Origin of the sequence: Micromonospora sp. KLBMP9576 (assembly GCF_050941805.1) — a bacterium.
GTDB lineage: Bacteria > Actinomycetota > Actinomycetes > Mycobacteriales > Micromonosporaceae > Micromonospora.
On sequence record NZ_CP194567.1, the window covers coordinates 258,360 to 280,955 of the forward strand.

Consider the following 22,596-nt stretch of genomic DNA (forward strand, 5'->3'; position numbering starts at 1 on the left):
GGAAACGGTGATGTGATGGCCGACATCGTGGTCAAGGGACTGGCCGACCTGGCTCGGAACCTCAGTGAGCTGATCAGCCAGTTCGAGGGCGCGCTGGACTTCGAGAACGAGTACGACAAGGAGTGGGGACAGCACAACGCCAACCTGTCGATGGGCGACTTCGCCGACAACTGGACCGGCAGCCGCGACAAGATGGTCGAGGCCATGAAGAAGTTCCGTAAGGCGATCGAGGGCGCCGACCAGGCCTGGACCGACGCGGACCTGGAGATGCTGAAGAGCCTTGAGAGTGGTGGCAAATGAGCGACAAGCGCCTCGAACGACTCCGCAGGGCCAACCCGGCCGACATCGAGGCCGCGCAGAAGCGCTATCAGCTCATCTCCGACACCATCGACGACACGGTCAGCAAGCTGCAGAAGATCGTCGATGCCGGTGAGAACGCCCTCCGGGGCAAGTGGGTGGACGGAGTCAAGAAGGACGCCAGCTCCCTCAAGGAGAGCCTCGGCAAGGCCGCGGTGCGCTACCACGATGTCGCCTCGGAGATCAAGAAGTACGAGCCGGAGCTCGAGCGCGCGATCACCGACGTGAACGCGGCCGAGCGTGACGAGGCGGACGCGAGCGCCTCGCTCAACCGGGCGACCGCGATGCCCGACCCGCAGCGGGACGCCGACGGCAACATTCCGCCGGAGGAGCAGCAGAAGGGCGAGGACAAGCGGCGTGCCCAGGACGACGCGGACGCCCAGCTCTCCTCGGCGAAGAGCCGGCTCACCGGCGCCCTCGACGCGCTGGACGTGGCCGGCAAGCGGCTGGGCGACGCGGTGAACTGCAAGAACTACGACGACGGCCTGACTGACAAGATCAGCTGGCGGATCATGAACGTCTTCAAGAAGATCAGTGAGATCTTCGGGATCATCGCCATGATCCTGACGGCGCTGGCCATCCTGATTCCGGGCCTGGGCTGGCTCGCGCTCGCCGGCGTGGTCGCCGGCGCCATCACACTGATAGCCGACAGCGTGCTGCTGGGCGGCGGCGACGGCAGCGTGCTCGCCGTCGTGCTCGGCGCGGTCGGCGTGGCGTTCGGCGGGCTGGCAGCCGCCTTCGGCGCCTTCGGCAAGTCGATCACGGCGATCAGCAAGCTCTCCAAGCCGGCGGCGAACTTCAAGCTGCACACGGTCTTCAAGCCGAACGGCCTGGTCATCGAGATGTCCAACTTCGCCAAGCCCTTCGCCATCAACGCCGCCAAGCCCGGCTTCTTCAACTTCCTGGCCAGCACCAACGCCAAGCTGTTCGGCAACGGGTTCGGCGGCCTGATGAAGACGTGGTGGAACGCCTTCGCCGGCATCGGCACCCTGAAGAACCTGGGCGCTCTGAAGAACGTGCCCCTCTTCGGTGGCCTCTTCAACACGACCGGCACCAGGTTGCAGGCGGTGTTCGCCACCTGGGGCGGCCTCAACCAGGCGTTCGCCTTCGGCGCGGGCCTGGTCGCGGCGGGCCTGCAGGCGACCAAGCACCCCTCGGTCGAAGGCGCCTGATGACGGCGGACACCATGCCGATCGAGGTCTCCTGGGCCTGGGACTGGGTGCCGGCCGACGAAGCCGACCGGCTCCCCTGGATCGATCACATGGCGCGACTGCTCGACGGGTGGGTGAGCGAGCAGGTGGAGGCGGCCCGGGAGGCATGGCCCGACGACTCCGCCGAGGAGTTCCCGTTCCGCCCCGGCGAGGTGGGCTCGGCGGTGGCCCGCGACCTGCTGGAGCGCGCCGACGGGCTGCCCCGCAACTGCCGCCTCGTCTGGGGTGCCGGGTTCGTCGACGACCGGGTGCGCTGGCTGCCGCTGCTCGTCCTGGCCGAGTTCCGGGAGGCGGGACCGGGCGACCCGGCCTACCTGATGTCCCTGGTCGGCGCTGAGGGCCTGCCCGACGACGTGCGACCACCGCACGTCGAGTACGTTTCCACGGACCACGGCGACGGCATCCGGGTGCTGGCGCTGGCCCGCACCGAGGCCGAGGGGCTGCACGGCCGGGTCAACGCCGCCCTGCGCCTCGAAGGGCCGGACCAGGAGATCGACGTGCTGCTCACGACGCGGGTCAGCGACATGGAGCAACTGGCGGTGATCGGTCCCGGCGTGGAAGCGGTGATGCATCTGATCGCCGCCCAGTTCGCGGCCCGGCCGGGGGACGGCGGGGCGCCGCTGCGGTTCGTGCCGGCCGACGCGGCACCCGCCGTCGGGACGGACCTTCAGTGATCGACTTCGAGCTCATCGTCCCGGAGGGCTGGGCGCACATCCCCACCACGCCCGAACTCGGCCGGGTCCGGGAACGCACCATCGACGCGATCGTCAGGCAGGCCCTGCCCGACACGCTGCCCCGGGACAAGGCCGGACCGTGGCGGCGCATCCTGCGAAAGGACCTCACCGAGGCGACCGACGAGGCGCAGCGGCAGGGCGCCCGCGCGGTGGTGCTGCCCATCCAGGAGATGCACGGCATGCGGCTGCCCGGCACGCTGCTGCTGTCGGTGATCGACGACGGCGAGAACAAACAGGATCCGAAGCTGGTGCTGGACTCGATCCGGGCCGACGCCGGCGCGGACGGTACGGCGTTGGAGATCGACGGCTGCCCGGCCGTCCGGGTCAGCCAGGTCATCGACAGCAGGACACTCAACCGCAAGGCGCCCTCGGTGCGGGTCGGTTACTTCGTGGCGGCCCCCGACGCGCCCGGCGTCTGGGGCGTGCTGACCTTCACCGTGCTGACCGACGGGGACGTCGAGGCCGAAGCGGTGCAGGCCATCGTCCTGCTGTTCGACATGGTCGTCAGCACGCTGCGCTGGGCTGACGAGGTCGCCGTGCCGACCGAGGACGAGTTGCTCGCCGCCCTGCCGGCCGACTGACGTCCCGATCCCTACACAAGAAAGCGGTACTGATGTTCGGGATGCTGAGGTTGCGTCGGCCGGTGGTCCTGGGCGTCGCCCTGGCACTGGTCGTGCTGCTCGGGGTCGGCGCCTTCGTGGCACGGCAGGCGGCCAACGCCGCCGAGCCCCTGGCGGGCAACCGGGTCACCGCGTCGGACGTGCGGATCCTCGTGAGCGCGGCGGCGTCCTGCCCGGCGCTCACCCCGGCCCGGCTGGCCGGGCAGGTCATGGTCGCCTCGAACTTCCGCGACGAGCCGGTGGACGGGATGCGGACGGGGGGCGCCACCGGAGTCGCCGCGCTGACCCCCGAGCAGTGGCGCAGGTACGCGCCATGGCCCGGCGCCGACCCGACCGACCGCGAGGCCGCCGTCACCGCCCTCGCGCACGGCATGTGCCAACTGGTCGGTCAGGCCCGGACCCTGAAGATCGACGAGGATCCGTGGCGGGTCGCGCTGGCGGCGCACCGGCTCGGCGTGGACCAGGTCATCGCGGCCGGCGGCATCCCGGCCGGCGCCCGCGAGTACGTGGACACCGCCGACCGGTACGCCGCCTGGTACGCCCTGCAGCCCGCGTTCGGCGGCGCCCCGGCGTCACCGGCCCCGGCCGCCGTCGCCCCGGCCGCCGGCGCGGTGGTCCCGGTGCCCGAGGCGTACCTGGCCGCCGTCGCCGCCGCCGGGAAGGTGTGCCCCGAGATGCCGCCCGCCCGGATCGCGGCACAGATCATGGCGACGTCCGCCTTCGACCCGAACAAGCTCGGTCCCGCCGGCGAGCAGGGCATCGCGCAGTTCCTGCCCCGGGTCTGGACGACCACCGGGAAGTCGGCCGCGAAGCGGTCGCCGTGGGACCCGTCGGTGGCGATCCCCGCGCTCGGCCGCACGATGTGCACGCTGGTCGAGAAGTCCGGCGGCCAGTACGCGGCGGCCCTGGCCACCTTCACCGGCGACCGGGAGCGGGCCACGCCGCTGGCCGAGACCGTGACGAAGACGCAGGCGGAGTACGCCAGGGACACCCGCCTGCAGGCGCCGAAGGCCCTCGCCGCCGCGTCGCCGCCGCCGGCGGCCCCCACGGCGAAGCCGGAGCGCCCGGCCGGCACGAGGGCCCCCGAGCGGGGCGACCAGCCACCGGTGAAGGCGGCCGACGGCGACGGGTCGGGCGACAGCTACGGGCCGTACTTCATCGTCAACCGGCGCGAGCAGGTCTGCGCCGACCTGCCCGACTACGGGCCGGGCACGGAGGAAGGCCGGGTGGGCTTCTTCGCGTGCACGAAGACCGGCGACGACAACCAGGAATGGACGTTCGAGCCGCGGGGCACCGACGATTCCGGCAACCAGCTCTACTGGATCCGCAACATCGACGACGGTCTTTGCATGGACGTGCCCGGCCAGGGGAAGATCGAGGCGAACACCCAGTTGCAGGAGTTCGTGTGCCTCGACGGCGACAACCAGTATTTCCGGCTGGAGCTGAAGGCCACCTCCGGCGGGCTGAAGTACTACTGGCTGCGCAACACGGTCGCCTCCGGGCTCTGCCTCGACGTGCCCGGCGGGACCAACGTCAGCCCGAAGGCCCCCCTGACGCTCTTCCACTGCAGTTCCAAGGACAACCACGAGTGGGCGCTCGTCAAGAAATCCGACTGGTGAGGTGCGGACGACGATGATGCTCCGACGAGCCGTACTGACGGCGGTGCTGGCGGTCGCGGCGGCCGGCGTGACCGCGGTCCCGGCCGTGGCGGCCCCGCCGCCCGGCACCGCCGCGAACCACTTCTACTACACGGTGACCCCCTCCTACCAGGGGGCGGCGGAGAACCTCTGGGAGATCTCGGCCCGCTTCCTCGGCGACGCGGGCCGGGCCGGCGAGATCCTCGACCTCAACGCCGGCCGCGTCCAGCCGGACGGCCGGCGCCTCACGGACCCGAGCCGGCTGCGCGCCGGCTGGCACCTGGTGCTGCCGTGGGACGCGGTGGGCGCCGAGTTGCAGTACGGCCCGCCCCCGGTGCGCGCGGGCGAAGCGTCGGACTGTGCCCGCGACGCGTCCGTTCCGGCCTCGGCCGCGTGGGGCCAGGCCCTGCTGACGCCCGACCGGGCCTGGCCCGAGGCGGACGGCTCGGGCGTCAAGGTCGCGGTGATCGGTTCCGGGGTGGACGGTTCCGCCCCCGAACTGGCCGACCGGGTCGCCACCGGCGCCGACGTGGCCGCCGGCACCGGTCGCGGCGACACCGACTGCGAGGGCGCCGGCACGGCCCTGGCGGGAATCGTCGCCGGCGACGACGGTGCCGGCGGCAAGAAGTTCGGGGTGGCGCCGAAGGCGCGGATCGTGCCCGTCCGGTCGGGCACCGCGACCCGCAGCGCGGCCACCGCCATCCACGTCGCGGCGGAGTCCGGCGCCCGTGTCGTCCTCATCGGCGCCGACGTCGACTCCGCCGACCCGGCGATCCGCGCCGCGGTCAGCGACGTGATCGGCCAGGACGTCGTGGTGGTGGTGCCGGTGACGGCCTCGACCGCCCCGATGGACGGGCTGCTCCGGGTCGGTGTGGTGGGGGCCGACCGAAGGCCCGTCCAGGACTACCCCGGCGGCTCGGTGGACCTGCTGGCCCCCGGCGTCGACGTGGCGACCATCGGCCGCTCCGGCAGCGGCGCCGAGTACGCCGCCGCGTTCGTGGCCGGCACCGTCGCCCTGGTCCGCTCGGCCCACCCCAAGCTGCACGCCGCCGAGGTGACCAGGCAGGTGCGGAGCACGACCGCCGAAGGGCTGGTCAGCCCGGTCGCCGCGGTCACGACGCCGCTGCCCGACGGCGTGGGCGTACAGGCCGCGGCCAGGAACCCGGCCAGTGGCATGGAGACGCTGAGCCGGGTGCTGACCTGGGTCGGGGTGACGCTGGCCGTCCTGGTGCTGCTGGCGTACCTGCTGCCGCGTCCGGTCCGCGCGGTGGCCGGGAGCGTGGCCCGCCGCCGCGCGCACCGGCAGGCGCTGGCGGCCCGGGCCCGGATCACCGCCGACGGCGACGACCCGTTCTGGGAACGCCCGGAGTAGGGCCGCCCCTGCCGAGGTGGACGGCCGCGCATGGCAGCGAGCGGCTCGGCCATGGGCGGCAGGAGCAACGGCCTGTTGACTGGTGGGCACCAACGGGGAGGACCACCATGAACGAGTCGATCCGCACCGCCGCCCTGGCCGGGGCGACCCTGACCACCGGGCTGACGGCGGGGCTGTTCTTCGCGTACACCTGCTCGGTCATGCCCGGGCTGGCCGCGACCGACGACCGGACCCTGATCGGCACCATGCAGTCGATCAACCGGAAGATCCTCAACGGCTGGTTCCTGGGCGCCTTCCTCGGCGCGGTACCGCTGCTCGTCGTGGCCGCCGCCACGCACCTGGGCCGGGGCGGCCCGACCCTCGCCTGGACCGCCGCCGCACTGGCCTGCCACCTGGTCACCGTGGGGGTCACCCTGGGACACAACGTGCCGCTGAACGACCGGTTGGAGGCGGCCGGACCGGTGGACCGGATCGCCGACCCGGCCGCCGTGCGGGGCTTCTTCGAGGCGGCCTGGGTACGCGGGAACCTCGTCCGCACGCTCTCGTCGGTGGCCGCGTTCGCCTGCCTGATCGCCGCCCTGGCGACCTCACGCGGCTGACCGCCGCCCCGGGCCGGGTCAGTCGCGGGCCGGCAGGCATGGGCGGGCCGGCGCGGGGAACCGTGGCCGGATGAGGATGAGCAGCAGACCGGCCGTGGCGGCCTCCGGCGAGGAGACCGGCCCGGACGGCGTACGGGAACCGGCCGGCGAGGTGCACGCCTGGCTGCCGGGGCAGAACCAGACCGTCTGCGGGCTCCCGCTCAGCCGCACCAGGCTGCGCCGCTTCCCGCACGTGCGGTTCGAGTACACCTCGACGGACGTGCTCACCGGGACGGATGCGGTCGGGCGGATCTGCCCACGCTGCCTGGCCGCCTCGGAGGGCCGACGCCGCGACGGCAACAGGAACTGGGTCCGCCACGCGCCCCGGCCCTGACGGCCCGCCCGGCACGTGAATGACTCGGCGCTGACCGGGTAGGGACCGCACATGCGCATCGTGGTGGTGGGGGCGACGGGCAACGCGGGCACCGCACTGCTGCGCCGGCTGCGCCGGGAACCCGCGGTGGATCTCGCCGGGGTGGTCCGCCGGCTGCCCGGGCCGGACTGCGGCGAACCGTACGACCAGGTGGAGTGGCACTCCTGCGACATCGGGCTGCCCGGTGCGGTCGGCCAGCTCACCGAGGTCTTCGCCGGGGCCGACGCGGTGGTGCACCTGGCCTGGCAGATCCAACCCAGCCACGACCAGCGGGTCCTGCACCGCACCAACGTCGGCGGCAGCGCGGCCGTCGTCGAGGCGACCGTCCGCGCGGGCGTGCCGGCGCTGGTGTACGCGTCGTCGGTCGGCGTCTACGCGCCCGGCCCGAAGGACCACCCGATCTCCGAGCGCTGGCCGGCGACGGGGGTGCCCGGGTCGTCGTACAGCCGGGACAAGGCCGAGGTGGAGACGCTGCTCGACCGGGCCGAGCGGGAACATCCCGGGCTGCGGGTGGTGCGGCTGCGCCCCGGGCTGAACTTCCAGCGGGCGGCGGCGACCGAGATCACCCGCTACTTCCTCGGCCCGTTCGCGCCCGTGCGGCTGCTGCGCTTCGGCCGGATCCCGCTGGTGCCGACGAATCCCCGGCTGCGGATGCAGGCGGTGCACACCGACGACGTCGCCGACGCGTACGCCCGGGCGGTCCTGGGTGACGCGCGCGGCGCGTTCAACGTCGCCGCCGACCCGGTGCTGACCCCGGAACTGGTGGCCCGGCACTTCCACGGCTGGACGGTGCCCGTGGCCGCCCCGGTGCTGCGCGCCGCCGCCGCGCTGACCTGGCGGGCGCGGCTGCAACCGGTCGACGCCGGCTGGGTCGAACTGGCGCTGCACGCGCCGCTGATGTCGAGCGAACGCGCCGAGACGGAACTGGGCTGGCACCCGCGCCACGACGCGCTCAGCGCGCTGCGGGAACTCTTCGCCGGGATGGCCGACGGGGCGCACACCACCAGCCCGCCGATGACGGCGGAGGCCGACCGCCCCGGCCGCCCGGCCGCCCTGCTGCGGGGCCGCCGGGCCGGCCACGGCAACCCCTACTGAACCGCCGGCCCGCTTCGCCCGGCCCCCGGTCAGAAGTCGGAGAAGAGGTACGGGTTCCGGCGGGGGAAGAGGGTACGGAGTTCCGGCAGGGCCTCTGCCGGGACCTCGCCCAGCCCCCGCAGGCCGATCTCCACCGGGTCCAGCACCCCGTACGCCAGGGCGGAGAGCCCGGCGGCGGTCAGCGTGACGGCCGGCGGCTGCGCGGCGGTCACGGCGGCGCCGGTGACCACCTCCAACGCGCCCGTCGTGCCGTCCAGCAGGTGCGACCCGGCCAGCCACCGGTCACCGGTCAGCTCCACCCGCACCCGGCCCGGCCCGACGGCCAGCCCGTCCAACGCGTCGATCGACAGCAGCCGGGCCATCGGCGCGGAGGAGGCCGGCCGGGCCACCCGTGCCTCGACGTGCACCGCCAGGTCGGTCAGCCACAGCTCCGGCACCTCGTCCACGGGCACCTGGACGCGCACCCGCTCCACCTGGTCGACGTGCCGGGCGAAGAACTGCAACAGCAGCATGCGGGCGACCGGGTCGGCGGCGAGCAGGTCGCCCGCGGCCAGCGTGCCGCCGTGGTCGTCGATCCGGTAGATCACCGCGCCGGTGACGGTGCCGCCGGAGCGGGCCGTCAGCAGCCAGTGCTCGTCGCGGTCGCGGACCCCCACGTCCCGGTAACCGGGGAAGATCGCGAAGCCGTGCCGCTCGTCCAGGCACCGCTCGGTGAACGTCCGCCAGTCCTGGTAGCCCTCGCCGACCCGTTCCCAGCGCACCTCGCCCGGCAGGTCGACGCGGAGCAGCCCGCCCAGGTCGGCCGGCGAGAACGTGACGGTACGCGGCGCCGGCAGGCCCACGTAGCCGAACCGGGCGTAGAACGACGGTCGGAACGGGTAGAGGGCGCTGAGCTGGTGCCCCTCGTCGCGCATCTCGTCGAGCAACTGGTGCAGCAGGGCGCGCACGTGCCCCTGCCGGCGGGCCAGCGGGTGGGTGGCGACCCCGGCGACGCCGGCCATCGGCAGCACCTCGCCGCGCAGGTTCTGCCGCATCGGGATCGCCGACGCGGCGGCCAGCGTGACGCCGTTCTCCTCGACGACGAGCGTCCGGTTGCCCTCGTTGTAGGGCAGGTAGCCGCGGAACTCCTCCGCCCGGGCGACGCTGCGCGGCGACGTCTCGAACGCGTACGCCTGGAGCGGAAAGCTGGTGGTCAGTCGTTCCTCGGCGTTCACGCGGCGGATGGTCATGCACCCATCCCATCCCGGCCCGGCGGTCCCCGCAACCGCAATCGCCGGTTACCGGGCCGGTAGGACGTTTCACACGGCGACGATGTCGGAAACCACCACTGTCACGTTGTCCGGCGCGCCGGCCTGGTGGGCGAGCTTCACGAGCTGCTCGCCGCACTGGTGTCGGTCACCGTACGTGTTCAACGCGGCGGCGATGGTCTCGTCCTCGACATAGTCGGAGAGCCCGTCGCTGCACAGCAGCAGCCGGTCGCCGGCGACCACCGTGAGCATCCCGACCGCCGGGGGCGTGTCCGAGCCCTGCACCGCCCGGGTCACCAGGGACCGCTGCGGGTGGTGCCGCGCCTGCTCGGGCCGGAGGGTCCCCTGGTCGACCAGCGCCTGCACGAAGGTGTCGTCCCGGGTGAGCTGGGCCAGCATGCCGTTGCGCAGCAGGTAGCAGCGGGAGTCACCCACCTGGGCCAGCACCAGCGCGTCCCCGGCGAGCAGGGCGGCGGTCAGCGTCGTACCCATGCCGTCGCGCGCCGGGTCGACGGTGATGGCGGCGTGGATGCGCCGGTTGGCGGTGCTCACGACGGCCCGCAGTGCGTCGGCCGCCTCGTCGGGGTCGGTCGGCGGGCTCAGCTCGTCCAGGATGCGGATGACGATCTCGCTCGCCACCTCGCCCGCGGGCAGGCCACCCATGCCGTCCGCGACCGCGGTGAGGCGGTCGCCGGCAAGGGCGGAGTCCTCGTTGTTGGTGCGGACCAGACCGATGTCGTTGAGGATGGCCGAGCGGAAGATCAGCGTCATGGGGTCAAGCTTGCCAAGAACACCCTCCCGCCGTCTCTACGCACTGCTGGGTGGGGTTGGGCAATGATGCCGGTGTCCCTGGTCGGGCGTGCCGGTGAGCCTGCCGAATTCGACCGCGCGTGGGTCCACCGTGGTCACCTCCCGGCGGCCCGCGTTCTCACGGGTCGGGACACGAGTCGGCTGGATCTGCCGCCGGCCCGCGTCGGTGGGTCAGGCGCGGGGGTAGCGGAGCAGGAGGCTGGCGGCGACCTGCTCGTCGCCGACGGCGGCGTAGACGTGCGGCACGTCGGACGCCCAGCGTAGGTGTCCGCCCTCGGCGGCGGTCAGCGGCGCGTCGGCCGGGCCGGCGCGCAGCACGCCCGCGAAGACCGTGACGTGCTCGGTGACGCCCCGCTGGTGCGCGGGGGAGAGCTGCTCCGGGCCGGGCGCGACGAGCATCCGGTACAGCTCGTAGGTGGCGTCGGTGTCCTCGAAGGCCTCCAGCAGGGTGGCGCTGACCGCGGCCCCACGAACGGTCAGCCCGGTGGCCGGGGTGGAGAACACGGCCGTCAGCGGTACGCCGAGCTGCGCGGTGATCGCGTAGAGCGTCTCCAGGGTCGGATTGCGGGTGCCGTTCTCCAGGCCGGAGAGGGTCGCCTTCCCCACCCGGGCGAGCCGGGCGAGGGTGGACAGCGACATTCCCCGCTTCTCGCGCAGGGCACGTACCCGGCGACCGACGGCCTCGGCGCCCGGGTCGTGGGCCGTTTGGTGGATTGGTGACGTCTGCGGCACCCCGCTATCGTGCTACACGCTGGCGTTCCATAAATGGAACGGATGGACGGGGGCGAGGATGGCGGGGCGATCGCAGCCGGTGTTGGCGGGCGTGGTGACCGCGCTCGTCGGGTTCGCCAGCTCGTTCACCGTGGTGCTGGCCGGCCTGCGGGCCGTCGGCGCCTCCGACGCGCAGGCCGCCTCCGGGCTGCTCGCGGTGTGCGTCGCCGCCGGGATCTCCGCCGTCTGGCTGGGCGTGCGGCACCGCATCCCGATCAGCATCGCCTGGTCCACCCCCGGCGCGGCGCTGCTCGTCGCCACCGGGGCGGTGCCCGGCGGGTGGCCAGTCGCCGTCGGGGCGTTCCTCGTCTCGGGCGCGCTGATCGTGGCCGCCGGCCTGTTCCCCGCGCTCGGGCGGGCCGTCGCGGCGATTCCCCGACCGATCGCGGGCGCGATGCTCGCCGGGGTTCTGTTGCCGCTCTGCACGGCCCCCGTCCGCGCGCTGGTCGAGGTGCCCCGACTGGCCGTACCCGTGGTGTCGGTCTGGCTGCTGCTGCACCGCTTCGCCCGGCGCTGGGCCGTGCCGGGTGCGCTGGTCGTGGCGGTGGTGGCGATCGCGGTGACCACCCCGGTCGCCGGCCTCGGCGGCACGCGGCTGCTGCCGGTGGTCGAGCTGACCGCCCCGGCCTGGAACGTCGCGGCCCTGATCGGCCTGGCGTTGCCGCTCTTCCTGGTCACCATGGCCGCGCAGAACGTCCCGGGAATGGCGGTGCTGGTCGGCTACGGCTACCGGCCACCCTTCGGCGCCGCGCTGCGGGCCACCGGTCTGACCACCCTGGCTGCCGCCCCCGCCGGCGGGCACGCGGTCAACCTCGCCGCCATCACCGCCGCCCTGGCCGCCGGCCCGGACGCCCACCCGGACCCGGACCGCCGCTGGATCGCCTCCGTCACCGCCGGAATCGGGCTGGCCCTGCTGGGGCTGGGTGCCGGGGCCGCCACCGCGCTGGTCGCGCTCGCCCCGCCGGTGCTGATCGAGGCAGTCGCCGGGCTGGCGCTGCTCGGCGCGCTCGCCACCGCGCTCACCTCGGCGCTGGCGGAGCCAGCGGCCCGGGAGGCCGCGGTGGTCACCTTCATCGTCACCGCCTCCGGCGTGACCCTGGCCGGCGTGGGCGGCGCGTTCTGGGGCCTGGTCGCCGGCGGGCTGATGCTCATGCTCTTCCGCCACCGCCCCGCGACCCCCGCCACCCCGGCCGCCTCCACCGCCTCTCCTGCCTCTCCGGCCGCCACCGCGTCTCCGGCCGCCGCCGCGTCTCCGGCCGCCACCGCCTCAAGCGTTCCGGCGGTTGGCGACTGACCTCCCACATGCTTTGGAGCTGAGTCGTTTACGACATCACGGTTGCGCGTGTCGGCGACCCGGCCGCGATGCCGGTCCCGTTGTCGTCCGGCTGGTCGTCGCGGCCGGAGGGCTCCCGGGGCGGCGTCGCTGGCCGCCGCTCGGCCAGCGGCGGCAGCAGCCCGAGGGCCGGCAGCACGTTCAGGCGCTGGCGGGGGCCCGCCCGGGGCAAGCTGTTCAGGGCCGGCAGCCGTGCGTGTGGCGGGCGCTACCTGTGGCGGCGAGTGGGGTCCGAGATGCGTGGGTTCAACCTGTGGCAGCGGGCGGGGTGCGGGTTCATGCCCGGGCGGCCTGGTGGGTGGGCGGCGGTCACTCCTCCGGCGGCAGGTCGCGGGCGGGGACGTCGAGGCGTACCTGGCCGTCGGTGACGGCGGTGATCTGCTCGGCGAGCACGTAGACCGCGCCGGTGCGGGCCTGGTCGGTGGAGACCTTGAGGTAGCCGCTGTGCAGCAGCCGGGCCGCCAGGTCGGCCGGCACGTCGGGCTCCTCGGCCGCCGTCGACTCGATCAGCTCGTCCAGGCTGCTGCCCGGGTCGGCGGTCGGCGCCTGCACGGTCACCGCGTTCGGGTCGCCCCGCTGGACGAGGTCGACCGTGCCCACCTCGGTGCCGTCGACGTCGATCACCCGCATGCCCGTGGTGATCCCGGAAACTGTCGCCTGCCGCTCGGTGCCCTGTCGCTCCATCCTGGCGCGGTTCCCGGCCTCCGCTCCGGCTAAACCATCGTCGAGATCTTGGACAGTTGTCGGTCGGGCCGAACGGCAACTGTCCAAGATCCTCGTGGTGGCGGGTTCCTCAGAGCTGCGGGGACCAGGCGCCCGGCGGGCGGGGGGAGAGTTCACGCCACGTGTCGGTGCCCTGGAGCAGCGCCCGGACCGTCTCCTCGGCCTCCTCGGCGGTGCCGTGCTCGTAGAAGCGGGAGACGCCCTCGGAGCCGCCGGCGCGCTGCTCGACGTGCCACCGGTCAGCGTCCACCCGGAGGAAGACGTCGCGCCGGGCCAGCCGGCCCCATTTCCCGTTCCACCAGTGCTTCCGCTGCTCCATGGCGGCGACTCTATCGAACATGCGTACGAAAAAGTGCGGCCCCTGCGGGAATCCCGCAGGGGCCGATGTGCGTGCGCCGGGTTCAGCGCGGGCTGGGCGGTTCCTCCCGGCGGCCGAGCACGTCGTCGAGCGCGCCGCGCTGCTGCCCGGGGGTGGTGTGGCCGGCGGCGACCAGGGCGTCCCGGATCTCGGTGAGCAGCTTGACCTCCTCGCTCGGCGACTTCGGCGGGGGCTCCTCGCCCCGCCTGCGCCGCTCCGCGAGCCTGTTCATCGGGTAGACGACCAGGAAGTAGAGCGCCGCCGCCGTGAGCAGGAAGGTGATCAGCGCGTTGACGAAGGCCACCCAGTCGAACGGGATGCCCCGGAACTTCGGCGTAGAGCCGGCGAGCCCGTCCTTGCTGCCGGTGAGCAGGGCGATGAACACCCGCACCACCGGTTCCAGGAACGACTTGGTGAGCTGGGTGACCACGCCCGTGAACGCGGCGCCGATGACGACACCGACCGCCAGGTCGACGACGTTTCCGCGCATGATGAAGTCTTTGAAGCCCTTGAGCATCCGTACTCCCGAGGTGTCCGGTCTTCCGTCCGGCACAACCTATGCCCCGGGCGGGGGCTCCAGAAAAGCGCCGGCCTCGGTCGCCGCCCGGCCCGGGTCGCCGGCCCGGATCGCCTCGACCAGCCGGGAGTGGTCGACGTGGCGCTCCGGCTCCAGCGCGCCGCCCATCGACTGGGCGACAGTGCTGCGCAGCGCGGTGCCGACCGAGGCGTACAGCTCGGCGAGCATGCCGTTGTGTGCCGCCGCGACCACGGCGACGTGCAGCGCCGCGTCGGCCTCCACGAACTCGTCGACCCGGCCGCCGCGCCAGGCGGCCTCGCGGGCGGCGAGCGCGCCGTCCAGGGCCGCCAGGTCCTCGGCCGTACGCCGCAGCGCGGCGAGCCGGGCGGCCTCCACCTCGAAGGCGCGCCGCACCTCGACCACCTCGGTCATCCGGTCGACGCTGATCCGGGCCACCACCGGGGCCAGCTCGTCGGTCGACACCACGTACGTCCCGGAACCCTGCCGGCACTCCAGCACCCCGGCGTGCACCAGCGCCCGCACCGCCTCGCGGACCGTGTTGCGCCCCACGCCGAGCGCCGCCACCAGTTGCGGCTCGGTGGGGATCCGCCCGCCGACGGGCCACTCGCCGCCGAGGATCCGCTCCCTCAGCTGCGCGATGGTCTGCCGCACCCGGTGTCCGCGGGGCGGCGTCGCGGGGGAATCAACCGACGGTGGCACTGGTTACACCACCCGCCTGGAATTCATCCCATGATTGTAGGTTCTGACCCATGACCCCGCCACCCCCGACGCCGGCCGGCACGCCGACGACCACCGCCGCCCCGGCCATCCCCCCGGCGCGGCCGGCCCGGCCCGTGCACCCGGCCACCGGGGGCGCGCTGGTCCTGGTCGGGATGCTGCTGGTCGCGGTGAACCTGCGGGCCGCCGTGACCAGCCTCGGTGCGCTGCTCGACGAGGTACGCGACGGCCTGGGGCTCTCCGGGGCGATGGCCGGGCTCGTCACCACCCTGCCCACCATCGCCTTCGCGGGGGTCGGGGCGCTCACCCCCTGGCTGGTCCGCCGGTTCGCGCCGGCCCGGGTGCTGGTCGTCGCGATGCTCGCGCTCGCCGCCGGTCAGGTGCTGCGGGTGGTCACCGACTCCGCGCTGGTCTTCGTGCTGACCAGCGCGCTGGCGCTGGCCGGCATCGCGGTGGCGAACATCCTGCTGCCGATGCTGGTCAAGCAGCACTTCCCGGGCCGTACGGGGCTGGTCACCGGGGCGTACACGATGGCGCTGACCGTGGGCACGACGGTGGCCGCCGCGTCAGCGGTGCCGGTGGCGCACGCCTTCGGCTCGTGGCGGGCCGGGCTGGGGGTGTGGGCCGGGCTGGCCGCGTTGGCCGTACTGCCGTGGGTGCCGCTGGCGTTGCGGGCCCGCGCCGCCGCGCGGCGGGTGACCACGACGGCCGCCGCGCCGCCGCGCATCCGGATCCGCCCCGGCCGCACCCGGCTCGGCTGGGCGATGGCCGTGTACTTCGGCGCGCAGTCGCTCAGCGGGTACGCGATCATGGGTTGGCTGGCGCAGCTCTTCCGGGACGCCGGCTACCGCCCGGAGACGGCCGGGCTGCTGCTCGCCGGGGTGACCGCGCTCGGCGTGCCCGTGGCCCTGCTGATGCCGACGCTGGCCGGCCGGCTGCGGACGCTGCGCCCGCTGGTGCTCGCGCTGAGCACCGCGTCGACCCTGGCCTACCTGGGGCTCGCCCTGGCCCCGTCCGGCCCGTCGCTGCTCTGGGTGGCCCTGCTGGCGATCGGGCAGGGCGCGTTTCCGTTGATCCTGACGGTGATCGGCCTGCGCGCCAGGACCGCGGAGGGAACCGTCGCGCTGTCGGCCTTCGCGCAGAGCACCGGCTACGTCATCGCCGCGCTGGGGCCGCTGCTCGTAGGCATCCTCTACGAGGCGACCGGGGGATGGACCGTGCCGATCGGGTTCCTGCTGGTGGCCCTGGCCGTGCAGACCGGCGCGGGCATGGTGATCGCCCGCCCCCGGTACATCGAGGACGAGGCGTGAGGCCCGACCGTCAGGAGGAGGCCGGGGCGGGGTCGCCGGCCACGGCCTGGTCGACCGTCGGGTAGGTGTGCAGCACCTCGACGAGACCGCTGACCTCGAGAATGCGGAGCACGCCGCGCTGCGGAGCGGCCAGCCGCACCACGCCGCCGGCCTCGTCGCAGCTGTTCTTGGCCCGGACGAACACCGACAGGCCGGTGGAGTCGCAGAACGAGACGTTCGCCAGGTCGAAGACGAGGCGGCTGCGGCCCTTGTCGAGCAGGTCCGTGATCTGGTCCTGCAACTGCGGTGCGGTCGCCATGTCCAGCTCGCCCGCGACCGACACGACTACCACGTCGCCGCGCTGTTCCGTGTGCACCGTCAGGGACATTCGACAGACCTCCTGGTTTCGGGGAAACGGTATCCCACGATGGGGGTGTGACGCAGAACGGGATCCAGTATCCGGTGGCCGTCATCATTCGTTTGCCCTGCGGCAAGTAGTGTGTCGGCCTCCGGTGATACAGTCCGCCGGTCCAGGTCGAGAGGGGTTTGCCATGGCGCTGAGCGCCGAGGAGAGCAACCGGTTGGCGGGTCTGCTGACCGGTGGGGCCGAGCGGATCATGCAGCGCTGGACGGAGATCGCCGCTGCGTCACTGCGCGGGCGACTCAGCCAGGGGGAGCTGCGCCGGCAGGTGCATGAGCTGCACGCGAGCATGGTCGTCGCCAGCGAGCAGGGGGTCCTGGACGTCGACTCCGAGGCCGCCACCGAGCTGCGTGCCGTGCTCGCGGAGCTGTCCCGTGGGCGCGCCCGGCAGGGCTTCTCCGCCTCCGAGACCGCCGTCAGCGTGTTCGCGCTCAAGCAGGCGCTGCTGGAGGAGCTGGAGGCCCGGGGCGGCCCCGACACGCTCCGCGACTACGTCGCCTTCTGCGGGCTCATCGACCAGATGGGCCTGTTCACCTTCGAGAGCTTCGTGCGCACCCGCGAGAGCCTCATCGCCGACCAGGCGGAGCAACTGCTGGAGCTCTCCACGCCGGTGGTCAAGCTCTGGGAGGGCGTGGTCGCCGTGCCGCTGGTCGGCACCCTCGACTCGGCCCGGGCCCAGGTGGTGATGGAGCGGCTGCTCCAGACCCTGGTCGACACCAGCTCGCCCTACGCGATCATCGACATCACCGGCGTGCCGGCGGTGGACACCCAGGTCGCCCAGCACATCCTCAAGACCGTGGTGGCCGCCCGGCTGATGGGCGCCGAGTGCATCATCTCCGGCATCCGGCCGCAGATCGCGCAGACCGTCGTGGCCCTGGGCATCGAGTTCGGTGACATCGCCACCAAGGCCAGCCTCGCCGACGCCCTGCGCCACGTGCTGCGGCTCGCCGGCGTCGAGACCGGCCGCCGCCAGCGCCGGGAGGCCTGATGGAGCGGGTGCCGATCCTCAAGATCGGCGACATCCTGCTGGTCTCCATCCAGCTCGACATGTCCGACCAGACGGCGATCCAGCTCCAGGACGACCTCGCGGAGCGGATCGTCGCCACCGGCTGCCACGGCGTGATCATCGACATCACCGCCCTGGACATCGTCGACTCCTTCGTGGGGCGGATGCTGTCGACCATCGCGTCGATCTCCAAGGTGCTCGACGCGGAGACGGTCGTGGTCGGGATGCGTCCCGCCGTCGCCATCACCCTGGTCGAGCTGGGCCTGTCGCTCAACGGCATCCGTACGGCGCTCAACGTCGAGCGCGGCATGGAACTGATCGCGGCGGCCCGCGCCGACGAACACGACTTCGTGTCCGACGACGAACCGGACGCCGAGACGACGGCGTCGTCGTGACCGCGGGAGTCGACCTGGGCCAGCCGCAGGCACAGGCGATCCGCAGCGACGAGGATGTGGTGCGCGTCCGGCAGTTGGTGCGTACGGTCGCGGTCGCCGTCAAGCTCTCGCTGGTCGACCAGACCAAGGTCGTCACCGCGGCGAGCGAGCTGGCCCGCAACACCCTGGTCTACGGCGGCGGCGGCGCGGTCGAGGTCAGCACGGTGGACAACGGCCGGCGGCGTGGCGTGCGGATCGTCTTCGCCGACTCCGGTCCGGGCATCGTCGACCTCGACCTGGCGCTCACCGACGGCTACACCACCGGCGGTGGGCTCGGCCTCGGCCTGAGCGGCGCACGCCGGCTGGTCGACGAGTTCGACATCCAGACCGCCGCGGGCGAGGGAACCCGGATCACGGTCACCAAGTGGTCCCGGTGATCCATGACCCCGTCCCCGACCGCGGAATCTGGTTCCGGATCGAGAGTGGCAGCGCGGCCAGCGCGGTACGGCGGGCCGCCGAGCGGCTCGGCATCCAACTCGACCTCGGCGACGCCCGCACCGCCGACCTGGCCATCGTCGCCGCCGAGCTGACCAGCAACCTGGTCAAGCACGCCGACGACGGCGTCCTGCTGCTGCGCCCGGTACGCCGGGGCGGGGAGGCCGGGGTGGAGCTGATCGCCGTCGACGCCGGCCCCGGAATGGCCGACCTGACGGTCTCCTCGCAGGACGGGCACTCCACGGCCGGCACGCTCGGCATCGGCCTCGGCGCGATCCTGCGGCAGGCGAGCTGGTTCGACGGCTACTCCCGGCCGGAGCGGGGCACCGTCCTCGCCGTCCAGGTCTGGCCCGGGGGTCAGGTCGAGCGCGAACACCCCTGGGTGGGTGCGCTCGCCAGACCGCTGACCGGAGAGTCGGTCAGCGGCGACGGATACGCCTGGCGGGTCGTGGAGGGCCGGCGTCAGGTGCTGGTCTGCGACGGCCTGGGGCACGGCCCGCTCGCCGCCGCCGCCACCGATGCCGCGCTCGCCGCCTTCCGCAAGGCGCCGGCGGGGCCACCGGCGGTGGTCGTCGGGCACCTGCACCGCTCGATGTCACACACGCGGGGCGCCGCGCTGGCCGTCGCCGAGCCGGTCCCGTCGACCGGGACCCTGCGCTACTCCGGGCTGGGCAACATCTCCGCCGCCGTGATCGGCGTCGACGGCAAGCGGCGGGGCATGGTCTCGTTGCCCGGCATCGCCGGGCACCAGCGCCCCCCGATCCGCGAGTACGACTACCCCTTCGACGACGGCGCCCTGCTCGTGATGCACAGTGACGGGGTGGTGGACCGCTGGCAGCTCGACGACTATCCCGGTCTCGTCGACAGGTCGCCCCTGGTGGTGGCCGCGACGGTGCTGCGTGACGCCGGCACCCGTCGCGACGACGCGTGCGTCCTGGTCGCCCGGGCCGGGGCGTGACGGGGCCCGGCGGGACGACCCCGCTGCTACAGATGGCGCTGCGGGTCGAACACGACATCTTCGTGGTCCGGCAGCGGGGCCGCGAGGTCGCCGCCGGGGTGGGATTGGAACACCAGGACCAGGTACGCATCGCCACGGCGCTCAGCGAGGTCGCCCGGGATCTGCTGCGTGCCGTCGGCGGGGCGGACGTGACATTCACCCTCGTCGACGATGTCGTCGACGGTAGGCGGCACCTGCGGGTGGACCTCGTGCCGGTGCGTCCGCTGCCCGGCGGGCGGTACGAGCCGCAGTCCGGCGCGGTGGCGCGGTTGGTCGACAAGTTGGGCGTGGTGACCGGTGGAGGCGATACGGTCGTGAGGATGTCCCGACGTGTGCCGGCCGCCGCAGCGGCGTTGACCCCCGAGCGGCTCGCCGAGCTGCGCTCCGACCTCGATCGGAACGCCCCGGCCAGCGCCCTGGACGAGTTGACCGCCCAGAACGCGCAACTGATCTCCGCCCTCGACGAGGTACGCACCCAGCGCGACGAGCTGGCCGTCCTCAACGAGGAGCTGGCCGAGACCAACCGGGGCGTGATGGCGCTCTACAACCAGCTCACCGAGGAGCTGGAGGAGACGAACCGGGGCGTGGTGGCCCTCTACGCGGAGCTGGACGAGAAGTCCGCCCAGCTCCGTGCGGCGAGCGAGTCGAAGAGCCGGTTCCTGGCGAACGTCAGCCACGAGCTGCGGGCGCCGGTCACCGCGATCATGGGGCTGGGCCGCCTGCTGGACGATTCGGCCTCCGATCCGCTCACCGCCGAGCAGGCCCGCCAGGTGGAGCTGATCCGCTCCTCGGCCAGCGACCTGCTCACGCTCGTCAACGAGCTGCTCGACCTGGCCAAGGCCGAGTCGGGCCGGATCGAGCCCGACTGGGCCGAGGTCGACCTGCGGCCCGTGTTCGGGCAGTTGCGCGGCACGCTGCGGGCCCTGGCGACCCGGGCCGACGTGGAGCTGGTGGTGGAGGAGCCGCCGGTGCCGGCCACGTTGCGCACCGACGAGGTGCTGCTCGCCCAGGTGCTGCGCAACCTGCTGCACAACGGGCTCAAGTTCACCGAGCGAGGCGAGGTCCGGTTGCGGGCGGAACTGCACGGGGACGTCTGGTCGCTGTCGGTTTCCGACACCGGCGCGGGCATCGCCCAGGAGCTGCACGACCGGATCTTCGAGGAGTTCTACCAGGTGCCCGGCGCGACCCGGGTCGGTGGCACCGGCCTCGGCCTGCCGTACGCGCGGCGGCTGGTGACCCTGCTCGGCGGCGCGCTGGAGCTGTCCAGCGAACCGGGGCGGGGCAGCACGTTCACGGTGACCCTGCCCATTGGCGGAGCGTGACGGTGGAGGACCGCCCGGCGACCGTACTGGTGGTCGACGACAGTCGCACCAAGCGTTACCTGCTCGTGAGCTGGCTTTCCCGGGCCGGCTTCAAGGTGCTGGAGGCGGAGAACGGCGGCGAGGCCCTGGCCCGCATCGGGGTGGACCTGATCGACCTCGTGGTGCTCGACGTGCGGCTGCCCGACATGAGCGGGTTCGAGGTCTGCGAGCGGATCAAGGCCGCCCACCCCGCGACGCCGGTGATCCACGTGTCCGCGCACGCCGTGGACGTGGTGGACCGGGCGCAGGGGCTGACCCGGGGCGCGGACGCCTACCTGGCGGAGCCGATCGAGCCCGAGGAACTGGTCGCCACCTCCCACGCGGTGCTGCGCTACTACCGGGCCCGGCGGCACGCGGAACTGCTCGCCGAGCGGCTGCTCGGGTTGGCCGACACGACCGTGGCGGTGCACGCGGCCCCGAACTTCGCCCGGCTGCTGGAGGCGGCGGCGACCGGCGCCGCACAGATCTTCAAGAGTCCCGCCGCGGTGATCGCCGAGACGTTCGACGGTGACTGCCTCGCCGGCATCGCGGGCGGCCCCGACGCCACGGGCACGATCGTCGGTTGGATCGTCGACGACACCGGGGTGCCGACCGGGACGACGGTGCGGGTGGACGAGCCGGCCGCCTGGGGCCTGGTCGACTGGCCGGCGGGCGACAAGGTCACGGTGGCCGCCGCCCGGCTGCGCGAGGACCGCGCCCCGCTCTACGTCGTCGTGCCCACCGCGACGCAGACCGACCGCACCCCCGTGCTGCGGCAGCTCGCCCAGGCGGTGGCGGCGGCGGTGGAGGCCCAGCGTTCCTTCGACGAGGAGCACCGCATCGCGGTGACCCTCCAGCGCAGTCTGCTGCCGCGCCGGATACCGGAGGTCAACGGGCTGGACCTGGCGGTCCGGTACGAGCCGGCGAGCGCACAGACCGAGGTGGGCGGCGACTTCTACGAGCTGGTGATGCTCGACGGCCACCTGCTGTTGGCGATCGGTGACGTGGCCGGCCACTCGTTGCACGCCGCCACGGTGATGGCCGAGCTGCGGCACGCGGTGCGCGCGTACGCGGTGGAGGGGCACCAGCCGGGCGAGATCCTGGAGCGGGTCAACGAACTCATGTGCACGCTGCTCCCGAACGAGTTGGCCACGATCTGCGTGCTGCTGTTGCATCCGCCCACCGGTCGGGTCCGGCTGGCCAGCGCCGGTCATCTGCCGCCCGCGCTGAGCCTGCACGGCAAGGTGGAGTTCGTGCAGCATTCGGCCCCGCTGCTGGGCGTCCGCGCGCCCCGGCCGGTCGACCTGGAGTTCGTGCTGCCGGCCGGGGCGACGCTGGTGTTCTACACCGACGGGCTCATCGAGCGGCGGGACACCACGATCGACGACGGGCTGGCCGCCCTGGCGTTGGCCGCCGCCCGGGTCGACGACGACCTGGACCGGTTCTGCGAGCGGCTCCTGGTCGAGCTGGCCCCGCAGGAGATCCACGACGACGTCGCCGTGGTCGCCCTGCGTCGCAACTGAGGTGTGGGTCCCCCCTCGTACGCTGACCGGATGACGACCCGTACCAGTGATCTGCTGACGATGGCCGCCCCGCCCACCGTGGCGGTGGTCCATGGCATCGCCGACGACCAGCTCGACCTGCCGACGCCCTGCGGCGAGTACGCCGTACGCGATCTGACGAACCACCTGTTCCAGGTGGTGGTCAACTTCCAGGCCCTGGCGGCGCGGCAGGCCGTCCAATGGGCGGACGGACCCGACCTGCTCACCGACGGCTGGCGGGACCGGTTCGCCACCGAGACGCGGCGACTGGTGCGGGCCTGGTCCGACCCGTCCAGCCTGGAGGGCGTCTCGGAGACGATGGGCATGCCGCAGACCGTCGTCGGTGACATGGTGCTCCTGGATCTGGCGGTGCACGGCTGGGACCTGGCGGTCGCCACGGGCCAGCCCTACCGTCCCGCGCCCGAGGTGCTGGAGCCGCTGCGGGCGCTGGTGGAGCGGCTCGGTCCGCAGGGTCAGCGGATGGGTGTCTTCGCCGAGCCGGTGACCTCCGGCGCCGACCTGACGGAGTTCGAGCTGCTGCTCTGCCGTACCGGCCGCGATCCGGGCTGGTCCCCGGTCGCCTGAGCACCACCCGGCCG

At 73.3% G+C, this 22,596-nt stretch carries 26 protein-coding genes; 18 read left to right on the top strand and 8 right to left on the bottom strand.

Going from position 1 to position 22,596, the window contains the following annotated elements:
* Nucleotides 1-15 precede the first annotated feature (15 nt).
* The 9 genes from ACQ452_RS01270 (at nt 16) to ACQ452_RS01310 (ending at nt 8,037) form a co-directional block, all read left to right on the top strand.
* On the top strand, nt 16-300 hold the full coding sequence (locus ACQ452_RS01270) for a hypothetical protein (RefSeq protein WP_433389175.1): 285 nt from the start codon (nt 16-18) through the stop codon (nt 298-300).
* Nucleotides 297-1,529 (top strand): hypothetical protein, encoded by a 1,233-nt coding sequence (locus ACQ452_RS01275; RefSeq protein ID WP_433389176.1) that lies wholly within the window; start codon nt 297-299, stop codon nt 1,527-1,529. The genes ACQ452_RS01270 and ACQ452_RS01275 overlap by 4 nt, the downstream gene beginning before the upstream one ends.
* Entirely contained in the window at nt 1,529-2,242 is a 714-nt protein-coding gene (locus ACQ452_RS01280) for a hypothetical protein (protein WP_433389177.1), read from the top strand. The genes ACQ452_RS01275 and ACQ452_RS01280 overlap by 1 nt, the downstream gene beginning before the upstream one ends.
* On the top strand, nt 2,239-2,883 hold the full coding sequence (locus tag ACQ452_RS01285) for a hypothetical protein (protein WP_433389178.1): 645 nt from the start codon (nt 2,239-2,241) through the stop codon (nt 2,881-2,883). The genes ACQ452_RS01280 and ACQ452_RS01285 overlap by 4 nt, the downstream gene beginning before the upstream one ends.
* A 32-nt stretch (nt 2,884-2,915) precedes the next feature.
* A complete protein-coding gene (locus ACQ452_RS01290; RefSeq protein WP_433389179.1) occupies nt 2,916-4,541 on the top strand; it encodes an RICIN domain-containing protein in 1,626 nt (541 codons plus the stop codon).
* A 13-nt stretch (nt 4,542-4,554) separates the two neighbouring features.
* Nucleotides 4,555-5,931, top strand: a complete 1,377-nt coding sequence (locus tag ACQ452_RS01295; protein WP_433389180.1) for a S8 family serine peptidase — start codon at nt 4,555-4,557, stop codon at nt 5,929-5,931.
* Between the two features lie 107 nt (nt 5,932-6,038).
* Nucleotides 6,039-6,530 (top strand): DUF1772 domain-containing protein, encoded by a 492-nt coding sequence (locus tag ACQ452_RS01300; RefSeq protein WP_433389181.1) that lies wholly within the window; start codon nt 6,039-6,041, stop codon nt 6,528-6,530.
* A 76-nt stretch (nt 6,531-6,606) separates the two neighbouring features.
* Nucleotides 6,607-6,903 (top strand): hypothetical protein, encoded by a 297-nt coding sequence (locus ACQ452_RS01305; protein WP_433389182.1) that lies wholly within the window; start codon nt 6,607-6,609, stop codon nt 6,901-6,903.
* 51 nt (nt 6,904-6,954) lie between these two features.
* Nucleotides 6,955-8,037, top strand: coding sequence for an NAD-dependent epimerase/dehydratase family protein (locus tag ACQ452_RS01310; RefSeq protein WP_433389183.1), 1,083 nt, complete (start codon nt 6,955-6,957; stop codon nt 8,035-8,037).
* 29 nt (nt 8,038-8,066) lie between these two features.
* Here the strand turns inward: ACQ452_RS01310 and ACQ452_RS01315 are convergent, their stop codons facing one another.
* The 3 genes from ACQ452_RS01315 to ACQ452_RS01325 all read right to left on the bottom strand — a co-directional run bounded on the left by ACQ452_RS01315 (nt 8,067) and on the right by ACQ452_RS01325 (nt 10,733).
* The gene (locus ACQ452_RS01315; protein ID WP_433389184.1) at nt 8,067-9,266 is read right to left on the bottom strand and encodes a GNAT family N-acetyltransferase; all 1,200 of its coding nucleotides are present in this window, start codon (nt 9,264-9,266) and stop codon (nt 8,067-8,069) included.
* 69 nt (nt 9,267-9,335) lie between these two features.
* Nucleotides 9,336-10,055, bottom strand: a complete 720-nt coding sequence (locus tag ACQ452_RS01320; protein ID WP_433389185.1) for a PP2C family protein-serine/threonine phosphatase — start codon at nt 10,053-10,055, stop codon at nt 9,336-9,338.
* 210 nt (nt 10,056-10,265) lie between these two features.
* Nucleotides 10,266-10,733: a helix-turn-helix domain-containing protein gene (locus tag ACQ452_RS01325; RefSeq protein ID WP_433389186.1), complete on the bottom strand. Its 468-nt coding sequence runs from the start codon at nt 10,731-10,733 to the stop codon at nt 10,266-10,268.
* A gap of 151 nt (nt 10,734-10,884) precedes the next feature.
* Here ACQ452_RS01325 and ACQ452_RS01330 point away from each other — a divergent pair, with 151 nt between their 5' ends.
* Nucleotides 10,885-12,159: a benzoate/H(+) symporter BenE family transporter gene (locus ACQ452_RS01330; protein ID WP_433389187.1), complete on the top strand. Its 1,275-nt coding sequence runs from the start codon at nt 10,885-10,887 to the stop codon at nt 12,157-12,159.
* A 348-nt stretch (nt 12,160-12,507) separates the two neighbouring features.
* Here the strand turns inward: ACQ452_RS01330 and ACQ452_RS01335 are convergent, their stop codons facing one another.
* The 4 genes from ACQ452_RS01335 to ACQ452_RS01350 all read right to left on the bottom strand — a co-directional run bounded on the left by ACQ452_RS01335 (nt 12,508) and on the right by ACQ452_RS01350 (nt 14,516).
* Nucleotides 12,508-12,882, bottom strand: coding sequence for a hypothetical protein (locus ACQ452_RS01335; RefSeq protein WP_433389188.1), 375 nt, complete (start codon nt 12,880-12,882; stop codon nt 12,508-12,510).
* A 109-nt stretch (nt 12,883-12,991) separates the two neighbouring features.
* Nucleotides 12,992-13,240, bottom strand: coding sequence for a hypothetical protein (locus tag ACQ452_RS01340; RefSeq protein ID WP_433389189.1), 249 nt, complete (start codon nt 13,238-13,240; stop codon nt 12,992-12,994).
* Between the two features lie 82 nt (nt 13,241-13,322).
* Nucleotides 13,323-13,796, bottom strand: a complete 474-nt coding sequence (gene mscL, locus ACQ452_RS01345; RefSeq protein ID WP_433389190.1) for a large conductance mechanosensitive channel protein MscL — start codon at nt 13,794-13,796, stop codon at nt 13,323-13,325.
* 39 nt (nt 13,797-13,835) lie between these two features.
* Nucleotides 13,836-14,516: a FadR/GntR family transcriptional regulator gene (locus ACQ452_RS01350; protein WP_433389191.1), complete on the bottom strand. Its 681-nt coding sequence runs from the start codon at nt 14,514-14,516 to the stop codon at nt 13,836-13,838.
* Between the two features lie 50 nt (nt 14,517-14,566).
* Between ACQ452_RS01350 and ACQ452_RS01355 the strand changes: the two genes are divergently transcribed.
* On the top strand, nt 14,567-15,844 hold the full coding sequence (locus ACQ452_RS01355; protein ID WP_433389192.1) for an MFS transporter: 1,278 nt from the start codon (nt 14,567-14,569) through the stop codon (nt 15,842-15,844).
* 10 nt (nt 15,845-15,854) lie between these two features.
* Here ACQ452_RS01355 and ACQ452_RS01360 read toward each other — a convergent pair whose 3' ends face one another.
* Nucleotides 15,855-16,211, bottom strand: coding sequence for an STAS domain-containing protein (locus tag ACQ452_RS01360; RefSeq protein WP_433389193.1), 357 nt, complete (start codon nt 16,209-16,211; stop codon nt 15,855-15,857).
* Between the two features lie 163 nt (nt 16,212-16,374).
* On the opposite strand from ACQ452_RS01360, the gene ACQ452_RS01365 reads away from it, so the two are divergent.
* Genes ACQ452_RS01365 through ACQ452_RS01395 form a run of 7 tightly spaced genes read left to right on the top strand, consistent with a single transcriptional unit; the run spans nt 16,375 to nt 22,582 of the window.
* On the top strand, nt 16,375-17,232 hold the full coding sequence (locus tag ACQ452_RS01365; RefSeq protein WP_433389194.1) for an STAS domain-containing protein: 858 nt from the start codon (nt 16,375-16,377) through the stop codon (nt 17,230-17,232).
* Nucleotides 17,232-17,645: an STAS domain-containing protein gene (locus tag ACQ452_RS01370; protein ID WP_433389195.1), complete on the top strand. Its 414-nt coding sequence runs from the start codon at nt 17,232-17,234 to the stop codon at nt 17,643-17,645. The genes ACQ452_RS01365 and ACQ452_RS01370 overlap by 1 nt, the downstream gene beginning before the upstream one ends.
* Nucleotides 17,642-18,061, top strand: coding sequence for an ATP-binding protein (locus tag ACQ452_RS01375; protein WP_433389196.1), 420 nt, complete (start codon nt 17,642-17,644; stop codon nt 18,059-18,061). Before ACQ452_RS01370 ends, ACQ452_RS01375 begins: the two co-directional genes overlap by 4 nt.
* Nucleotides 18,058-19,077, top strand: a complete 1,020-nt coding sequence (locus ACQ452_RS01380) for a SpoIIE family protein phosphatase (protein ID WP_433389197.1) — start codon at nt 18,058-18,060, stop codon at nt 19,075-19,077. Before ACQ452_RS01375 ends, ACQ452_RS01380 begins: the two co-directional genes overlap by 4 nt.
* Nucleotides 19,078-19,109: 32 nt before the next feature.
* Complete coding sequence (locus ACQ452_RS01385; protein ID WP_433389198.1) at nt 19,110-20,438, top strand: sensor histidine kinase; 1,329 nt, start codon at nt 19,110-19,112, stop codon at nt 20,436-20,438.
* Nucleotides 20,435-21,979 (top strand): SpoIIE family protein phosphatase, encoded by a 1,545-nt coding sequence (locus ACQ452_RS01390; protein WP_433389199.1) that lies wholly within the window; start codon nt 20,435-20,437, stop codon nt 21,977-21,979. Before ACQ452_RS01385 ends, ACQ452_RS01390 begins: the two co-directional genes overlap by 4 nt.
* Before the next feature lie 30 nt (nt 21,980-22,009).
* Nucleotides 22,010-22,582, top strand: a complete 573-nt coding sequence (locus tag ACQ452_RS01395; protein WP_433389200.1) for a TIGR03086 family metal-binding protein — start codon at nt 22,010-22,012, stop codon at nt 22,580-22,582.
* Nucleotides 22,583-22,596 lie beyond the last annotated feature (14 nt).